11 protein-coding genes are annotated in these 9,207 nt (G+C 35.1%); all 11 read right to left on the bottom strand.

Annotated elements, in window-relative coordinates:
• Positions 1-79 precede the first annotated feature (79 nt).
• Positions 80-529, bottom strand: coding sequence for a hypothetical protein (locus ACYVRH_RS00495; RefSeq protein WP_461254972.1), 450 nt, complete (start codon positions 527-529; stop codon positions 80-82).
• 19 nt (positions 530-548) lie between these two features.
• Positions 549-1,130, bottom strand: a complete 582-nt coding sequence (locus ACYVRH_RS00490) for a flavin reductase family protein (protein WP_461254971.1) — start codon at positions 1,128-1,130, stop codon at positions 549-551.
• Between the two features lie 32 nt (positions 1,131-1,162).
• Positions 1,163-2,122, bottom strand: coding sequence for a response regulator transcription factor (locus ACYVRH_RS00485; protein WP_461254970.1), 960 nt, complete (start codon positions 2,120-2,122; stop codon positions 1,163-1,165).
• 162 nt (positions 2,123-2,284) lie between these two features.
• Positions 2,285-2,434 carry a hypothetical protein gene (locus ACYVRH_RS00480; protein WP_461254969.1) on the bottom strand — a complete coding sequence of 50 codons (150 nt, stop codon included), beginning with the start codon at positions 2,432-2,434 and terminating at the stop codon, positions 2,285-2,287.
• 48 nt (positions 2,435-2,482) lie between these two features.
• Positions 2,483-3,169, bottom strand: a complete 687-nt coding sequence (locus ACYVRH_RS00475) for an HAD family hydrolase (protein WP_461254968.1) — start codon at positions 3,167-3,169, stop codon at positions 2,483-2,485.
• Between the two features lie 259 nt (positions 3,170-3,428).
• Entirely contained in the window at positions 3,429-4,505 is a 1,077-nt protein-coding gene (locus ACYVRH_RS00470; RefSeq protein WP_461254967.1) for a radical SAM/SPASM domain-containing protein, read from the bottom strand.
• Positions 4,506-4,635: 130 nt separating this feature from the next.
• Positions 4,636-6,162 (bottom strand): hypothetical protein, encoded by a 1,527-nt coding sequence (locus tag ACYVRH_RS00465; RefSeq protein WP_461254966.1) that lies wholly within the window; start codon positions 6,160-6,162, stop codon positions 4,636-4,638.
• Positions 6,163-6,303: 141 nt separating this feature from the next.
• Entirely contained in the window at positions 6,304-6,912 is a 609-nt protein-coding gene (locus ACYVRH_RS00460; RefSeq protein WP_461254965.1) for a maltose acetyltransferase domain-containing protein, read from the bottom strand.
• A 109-nt stretch (positions 6,913-7,021) separates the two neighbouring features.
• Positions 7,022-7,390, bottom strand: a complete 369-nt coding sequence (locus tag ACYVRH_RS00455; RefSeq protein WP_461254964.1) for a RidA family protein — start codon at positions 7,388-7,390, stop codon at positions 7,022-7,024.
• Between the two features lie 205 nt (positions 7,391-7,595).
• A complete protein-coding gene (locus ACYVRH_RS00450; RefSeq protein WP_461254963.1) occupies positions 7,596-8,399 on the bottom strand; it encodes a response regulator transcription factor in 804 nt (267 codons plus the stop codon).
• 165 nt (positions 8,400-8,564) lie between these two features.
• A complete protein-coding gene (locus ACYVRH_RS00445) occupies positions 8,565-9,206 on the bottom strand; it encodes a hypothetical protein (protein ID WP_461254962.1) in 642 nt (213 codons plus the stop codon).
• Between the last annotated feature and the right edge of the window lies 1 nt (position 9,207).

Here is a 9,207-nt window from a genome sequence, read left to right as displayed (position 1 = left end):
CCATCATTTTGCGATGCAAGCGTTATTTACAGTCCTTTTGAAGGCGATATTTTATGGGCGGATAAATACCCATTTGATGTTAGTTGAAATTCAAATGTGTTATTATTTTTATGTATTTTGCAACTTTTGTTTCTATGTTTTTCTTTTTTGCTGCTTCATCACAAGCCCATTTAAATATTTCCTTATCCACAAATTCTGGAAGCCTTATTATTGAAATCCAATTATATTTTGATTTGTCTTTTATATAAATCCATTCATTATTTTCAGCCCACCAAAAACCTTCCAAAGGGGGAACAACATAATCAAAATAGCCAGCCAATTTATTATTTCCCATTTTGCTCATTTTTATTGTAAATTGGATACTATACAATATTCCTATTGCCTTTTGATATTCATCATTTTTATCATTTGGATCGCCTTTGCCTTCAACAGCGACAAAACACATTTCAGGTACATTTATAACCATTGGTTTTGTTTTGGGTAAATATAAATCCTTATATTCTTTTTTATAATCCATTGCATTTGCCATTTGTTTCTCCTTTTGTATATTAATTCTCAATACCATTCTTCCATTTAAACCAATCGCCTATAATTGTCTTTTCAATTGAAAAATATTTTTTAGATATTGTAACAATAGGGTCAACCATTCTCAACCGTTCTTCAAGAGGAATTTGTTCGTCTGCCAAACGTTCATCTATAAGTACGTTTTTATATTTACATATATAAATTTCACTTTTATTTGAATCATCAAGATGAAGTGTTTTATCAACTTCAAGTTCAAAGCTTAAAGGACTATCAACCGGTATTGGTACATTTAATACCTCACCATTAATAGTTTCAATTAATTTTGACTTATCAACTTTATATCCAGAATTACTACCCAAGAAATCAGCTACAGGCAATAATGACTTTGATATTAAAGACGCAGAAAAAACACCTGTCGAGCGTATCCTGTCGCGAGTAAGTTTATCTTCGCCAATACAAGCTACAAATTTAAATTCTTCATCATGACAGTATGTTGCCCAACAGAAAAGACCATAATTGGGCAGTCCATCTTCTTTATATGTACCAAATAAAAACAGACATTGCGGGCAAAAACGGTTCGATGCGTTTTGGGAAATCTTTTTCATATTTTTCTCCTTTTTTACTATTGATTAATATATTACCCTTTGGGGTTATTTGACAAATATCCGCTAAAAAGAACCGTAAGGGCGGTCATATTTGCGGACCCTGTAGTCTGATATATATGTTGCAGGTGTTTCTTAACCGTATTTACGGAAATATTGAGCAATGAGGCAAGTTCTTTTTGGCTGACACAGCCGGCTAGAACCGCTTCGATAACTTCCAACTCACGCTTGCTTAACTGCCCGATAAATTGAGCGTATCCGGCACGAGCCGTATCCGGTATGGGGGATACTGGTTCTCTTTGAACGGTAAGCCGTGAATAAAAAAACAAAGCGAAAAACGGAATACACACCAACAGTGTGCCGTGAAGGGCTAAACCTAAAAAAGACGATGGCATAAACGCCAGCCTGCTCCAAAACCATGTTGTAACATGAAAAACTGCTATTATTATTATGAAGAAAATAAAAAACAGGCAAAAACAAACGCTTGTTTTAATCGGCGGTTTTTCTTTAGTTTTACGAAGCCAACGGGCGGCAAGAAAACAACTGCACATTACAATTAAATTAAAAAGAAAAAACATTAAATAGTAGCGCTGAAGGTTTTGTCCTATTGCATCAGATGAATCAAGTTTAGTAAAAAACGAATTAACTACTGCCGCAGTATAATTAACAACCGGAATTTCAGCTGTATAAATAATACTAAGGACAAATACAGCGGCGACTAACGCCCGCAGACGGTTATGTCCAAGTAAAGCGCATGCAAGAAGTGGAAAAAAGTTAAAGAAAAAGCTGACTATTAGAAAAACATCACTGGGTTCCGGGATGTTCCTATATTGGAACTGCCATACTGCACTAAGCGGAAAGCTTAAAATGACAACCGCAAACATGACAAAAAACCGCCACCTCACAGTAGGGCGGTTTATGGTAAAAAAAAGACGGTAATATCCCACTGAAGTAATAAATGCGAGAAAAAAGTTAATAACAGGCGTAAATTCCATAGTTTCCTCTTATGCCAGTATATATTAACGGAAATTTTTCTGTAAAGCTATACCCCCAGAAAATAATCAAAACCTACTCTGTCAAATTGATGTTAAAATGTGTCGATTAATTATATTATTCAAAGGTCTTTATGACCGCTGTTTTTTTAAGCTGTCAGGTAATTACCAGCATTGTGCAACCAATATTTTTTCGTCATTATTCCGATAATCCTTTTTTTCATATAAATTTATATGATTACGCAATCCTGCCATATTATTATCATCAATTGCCACAAAAACTCTTTCCCACTCGGTAAATATATTTTGTTTCATTTGCTCAACAGTTTCCGAACAAGTCTATTATTATTTATTCAAACAAATTTAAAATAATTCCGCCGCTTCGTCCATACTTGAACAAGAATACCAAACATCTTGTAGAATTTCATTAGAAGGCATTAATAAATCTTTTACAAATATTGAACGTATTCCCGCCGAGTGAAGTCCTTGCAACCCAGCCGGTGAGTCTTCAAAACCAATACAATCTTTTACCTCCAGCTCCATTTTTTTTACGGCCAGAAGAAAAATATCTGGTGCTGGTTTACCGTTTTTTAGTTCATCTGCACAAGCAAAAACAGAGAAATATTCCAATATTCCCGATTTAGAGAGTTTGTCTTTAGCTCGTTGGGTAGTTGCCGATGTTGCTACGGCTAATGGTATATTTAAATGTTTAAATTTATTCAAAATTGACAATACGCCTGGGCGTAATGGAAAACCTGATTTATTGGCTAATTCATTTTCTTTTTCCACCACAATTTTGAAAATTTTATCAAAAGGAAAATCAATGCCGTATTTATTGAAATATGCTTTTCTATTATCCACTTCAGGAATTCCAATACGGGTAAATAAAAAACTTTCTTCTATAGGCTGTTTCATTTGCTGACATGCTTCAATAATGAATTTTATATGTATGCGCTCTGAATCCAATAATGTCCCATCCATATCAAAAATTGCGCCTTTAGGCAGTAATTCTATTTTATTCGATGGATTGTTATTTTTAAGATTATGCATAATTATCTATACTATTATTCCTTTACAAGATGATTCATGATCGCGGTAAAATGCAAAAGTAAAAATATCTATATTTTCTTCTTTAACTTTAGAAAGAGCTTCTTTAATCATATTATAAAAAAAATCCCCATGTTTTCATTACTACCCGATTTTATTACTTTTGTCAATTGTATTCATTATATTATTTTTTAAGTAGTTTTGCCCCCTTCCTCCAATAATTTAGTTTATATTATTTACTTTTAATTGTTACTAACAGAAATTATTTAACATATCCAATAAGAGCCTGTACATATTCTGCCTGATCAAAAAGCACGCAGCCTCCAGTATGTTCGGAGAGAAGGTCTCCTTCTTCACGCAGCCGCGTAAACAGAGGGGATTGCAGCGCTTTACGAAGAGTCGTTGTTTTTAAACTGGTATCTGAATACGGGGAAAAAGGACAAGGTTCCGCGCCGCCGCCGGCATTTATATGAAAGAAGCCGCGCCCTGCCGCAAGACAGCCGCCGGATTCCTTTTCATCTCCGGGAAACGAGATAAGTATCATTTCCCGCCGTTCTCTAAGAGAAGCAAGCCTCTCTTCCAGCAGATTCCGTCCGGCCTCATTCAGGGCAAGACTCGCATTTGCAACAGGAACATATTCCACAAACACCGCAACTTTACAGCCTTTCCATTCCAGTTCCGCGAGGATTTCTTCCCGGGTTACATCGAGAAGATTGTCATTTGTTACCGTTATTGATGCGCCGAATAACAGGTCAAATTCTTTGAGGCTTTTCATTACCTGCATTGCTTGGGTATAAACGCCGTCACCACGCCGCGCATCAGTCAATATTTCATCCCCCTCAATGCTGATAATGGGAATCAGGTGGCGGTGCTTTTCAAAAAACTGTACATAGGTTTTATCCAGCATAATTCCGTTGGTAAAAACAGGAAAAAGTATTGATTCATGGCGCGAGGCTTCTTCCAACACATCAACCCTTTTCAACGGTTCTCCTCCGGCAAGCAGAATTGCCGAAATACCGAGTCCCGCCGCCTCTGTAAAAATCCGTCCCCAATCTTCGCAGCTCATTTCTTTTTCAACTGAAGACGCATCTCTTATGCGATCGTAACAGCCGGTGCAGTTTAAATTACATTGGGTTGTAATGCTTGCAATCAGAAAAGAAGGAATATGCTCGCCATTTTTCTCCGCCCTGTGTCTGAGCGTTTCGGCTTTTTTTAAGCTCAGCCCGTATTGAACAAGAAATGCGGTTTCTTTTGGATTTTTAAATGTTTTCCGCATGGCATCTTTGACAAGGGATTCAATCCCGTTATTTAAGTATTGTTCAAGATTGGTAAAATTCATTTTATGCTCTTATGGTAAACAAATCTCATCGTTTTGTTTTTTATAAAAACTCCTTTATTCAATTAGAAGAAATGGCATATAACGTTTGTTATATGCCGGTTGCTTAACGCAAATATTTTCTTAAAATTTATTATTTCACATTTCCTGTTGTTATTTGTATATAGCCAGTCCTACCTGCTGTTTCAGCATCAATACCATTAACACTGACAATTTTTATTGTCAAATTATCAGTTATGTCATTTGCGTTTACATTTAAAAAGACTATAGGCTGATTCATTTTGTTGATATATCCTTTGGTAACAGAAATATTACCTCTACCCCCAATATTCATTTCAGCACTCCAATCCCTTTTCATCAATTTTTCGACATCTCCTTCTACAATTATACCTTTTCTTTTATCTTGGAACATGGCTATCCATTGGAAAAACAATCTACTAGAAGTAGCAATTGTTTTACCATGATCGTTTATAAGTGCAACATCTACCTTGATCGCTCTGCCTGATTCTGCAACTGTTAATGAACTAATACCCCAGCTTTCATTTAAATTTCCACTAACATCAAATGGGTATTTATCCGCCCATAAAATATCGCCTTCAAAAGGACTGTAAATAACGCTTGCATCGCAAAATGATGGTGAAGACAAAGGCCAATCGGACAACCCCCATTCCATTGTTTTTCCGGTACTTTTTAAACCATCAAGTATATTTTGCGCTACTTGAAAGGCACCTGTTGTTTTTACTGCCATTTTAAATGATAAACTCACACTCTCAGACCTATAATCTGTACCTCCTTGTAGAGTTAATTGCGGATTATAAACAATTTCATATGGCAGATGCTTTGAAAAAAAGTCATCACATTCGGCAAGAATTTTAAGCCATTCATTTCTTCGTTGAATATCATTTCTTACATTTTCGCCAATATTTCCACTTGAAACGTTTGAAGATAGAGTAGAAAGACGTCTGTTAGCTTCAGTAAGTTTTGGGTCAAAAGAAACTGCATTATAAAAATAACCCATTGCTTCAACAACAGTTCCATTTTTTTGGGCTGTTACTCCTCTTGCTAAAGCAGTCTGTGCATCTACATGATTTTTATTTCCTGCTCCAGTTAATTCTATTTTTGTTCGTTCAGTAGGCGTTATGCCCATTTTTTGTAATAAATCCAAAGAAGCCCGTCGAACACCAGTAAGATTATCCAGCTCAGCAAATGTACATGTTCCAGAATATGAAGCCATTGTCATTTTATCTGATGTTTTTGTAATTTGCATTTGAATTGCATAGCCTGTCGTTGTTTTTGTTATGCTGCCATTCATCAAATAATCAGTTGACTTCAAGTGGCCTAAATCAAGTCCTGCTTTGTCATTATCGTCATAGTATCCAGATAAAAGTTCAGCGTAAACATTATCCAAATTAACTCTATCCATTACTGATATTGCCGTATAAGTGGAAAAATTACTGACAAATTCTCCCTGCACCAATGTTGGTATATAAACTTGACTTTCATCAAGACTTGTCGCTTTGGGGGCAAGTATTGCTAGACTGATACCTTTTCCACCATTACCTTCATAATATGCCCCTTTTGGCGTTTGTGGTGTTGATCCACAAGTAGTTAAAAATATTCCAAAAACACCTATTATAATGAAACATATTCTATTTTTCATTTCTATCCTCCAAAAATTATGTTACAATATTTTTATATCCTTTGCAACTGTTGCTTAATGTTCCGGCGGTATATAGCCGCCGACAGGCGGCGAAGCATATACCGGCCTGTTAAGCGAAGTTGCACCGTATTTTATTTTAATTTATTCCCATACATCTAATTCTCTATCCTTGTAAAAATATTTTTTATCCTTTTCTCCAATTTCACGGATAACACGACAGGGCACACCAAATGCCACAACATTTGCAGGTATATTGTTTGTAACAACACTTCCTGCCCCAATTACAGAATTATCACCTATTGTTACTCCAGGATTTATTTGTACACCCGATCCTATCCAAACATTTCTGCCAATACGCACTGGTAAATTATATACATAATGATTTTCACGCAATATAGGTAATACGGGATGCCCAGATGTGGAAATAACTACATTTGGGGCAATCATGCTATAATCACCTATGTAAATATGCTCATCGTCAACAAATGTTACATTTGAATTACAGTAAATACCACGTCCAAAATGTACATGATGCCCTCCCCAATTTGCATTTAATGGAATCTCAACATGGCAATCTTCGCCAATTTCGGCAAACATTTTTTTTAGAAGTTTTTTTCGTCTTTTTTGTTCTGTTGGCCGTGTATGATTATATTCATACAATTTGTCTTGATATTCAAATTGATTTCCCATAAGTGAGGGATCGTCATAATGATATGGTAATCCGTTTGCCTTTCGTTCTTTATTGTTCATAATTTTCCTCCATACTTTTTAGTTAATTATTTTCCAATCTTTAGTCAATATATTATCATATTCAAAAAAATCATTACATTTTGCAATCTCTTTACCGTTAATTGTCCATTTACTTTTTATTATAAGCAATTGCGTCAAGTTGGAACAAAAGCCCCTCTTGTCCGCCAACATGGGCAAATTCAGTCTGTATTGATTTTCTTGCGGGATATTTTCCGTTAAATCGTTCTTTAAATACTTTTTCCATTATTGGTATATTCCATACGTCCCTAAACAGGCAATCCAGTTTTACAACCGATTCCAATCTTAAGCCTATTGATTCAAGTCTTTTTTTCAAATGATCAATTGCGCCGTTTATTTGATTTTCAATAGGTTGGCCTATATTGCCGACACAATAACTTATAAAGGCAAAATCCCCGGCTTCAACAATGCCTGAATGCGCCCATTGCTCATTCACGTCGGTTCTTTTTATGCTTTCCATGTTTTTCTCCTTGAAAAATTATCCATGATACAATATTCATATTTTATTGTAGCACATAAAAAACAGACCGGCATATACCAATAACAACATAAATAATAAAAACTTTTTCATTCTTTCTCCCGGAAAACATTTTCTTAAAAGTATGAAAAATATATCCGAGGCGATGTGCGATTTATATCATCTTTTGGGTTGATTTTAGGTTGAATTAAGGTTGATTTTTAGGCGTTTGCGGAGTATACCCGTGAAAAAGCAATGAGAGGGCGGCAATACTGGAAACGTCTGTAGTTTGATAAATATGTATTAAATGTGTTTTTACCGTACTGACAGAAATATTGAGGGCTGCGGAGAGTTGTTTATGCCTGACATTACCTGCAAGTATCGATTCGATAACTTCCAATTCACGTCTGCTCAAAAGTTGAATGAATGGCGTATATTTTTCATCTTTTTCATTTTTCAATGACGATGAGTTTTCAGCCGCATTGTCGGCTGTCAAATTATTTGCAGTCAATCGCGTATATAGATAAAATAAAAACAGCATTATTAACAAAAAAAACGAACTTATAAATGCGGAAGTTAAAAAAGAAATGGACATTACATTTAATATATTCTCATACCATGCGAGTATTACCAAAGGGAATAAAATGAACAACAGGTTGAAAATCACATAAAGCGTAAGAGGCGGTTTTAATTTAGTTTCACGCAGCCAACGTGCGGCAAAAAGACAGCAAACGGCAATGACGACATTGCTTAAAAAAATATCGCTGTAATATATGTTAGGATTTTTCTGCATAAATTCCACATGACTTAGCGAATTAATAAAAGGGGATACTGCAAAAAAAATAAAATGAGTAATAGGCAAATGCGCCAAATTAATGACGCCAAACGCAAATGAGGCTGAAATTAGCGCTCTTAAACGGTTATTGCCCAACAGAACTGGGATAAGAAGGTAGAGCGCAACATGAATAACAGTAATATCAATTAGGGTAGGGGAGTCAACTTGCTCAAACATAAAGTATCTCTGCCATAACAAAGAAAGAGGACGGCCAAATATTACCGCCAGTAAAAGAGCGACAGACCTCCAGCGGGAAGCGGGTTTATTCAGTTTATAAAAAAGAGGATATAATCCTATTGCGCTAATTAGGCTTATAAAAAAACTTGGAATGGCTTAACTCCTTTATATTTTTAGAAAATACTTTGTATTTTTGTAAACTTTATATGCGATAATTGTTGCAACAACCGCGCAGACTATTGTTATGATACAAGTAAATGCAGGGTGATAGTTAGCTGCTATATAATCATTTGCAATAATGATTCCAATTATAGCTAACAGGCAAGGCAAACCAGCAAACCCTACAGATTTTTCATCACTAAAAGGAAACGTAACAGCCGTTATTATACATAAGGCTGTCCAAAAATAAAACGGCGTGTTTATTGCCATAAAAATTGTATCTATAATGTTAATACCTTTTATCAGAAAATAAGCATAAAATATAAAAAATGGCACTATGCCAAATATGCTCATAGCGGAAAGTTTAGCCAGCATTATTTTTTTGATATTACCAGAAACAAAATAACGCTCAAACGTCTGGTTTCTCTTATCAGATAAAATTGATTCCATTAAAAAGTTTGACGGCATAAAAGCGCTGATGAACACTGCTAAAATATAATAAACATTATTAGTAGGAATTAATGTATTACCTTCCGTGTTTACAAAAAAAATAAAAAGCGCATACATACAGCCATACATAATTAACTGTTTATATGAGTATCTAATTTCTATAAATTCCTTTTTAACCAATCCCAAAAAATAACCCATA

The sequence above is a fragment of the Treponema sp. R80B11-R83G3 genome (assembly GCF_054786115.1).
Note: the sequence above shows the minus strand (reverse complement) of the source record. Positions and strands in the feature narration are given on the sequence as shown.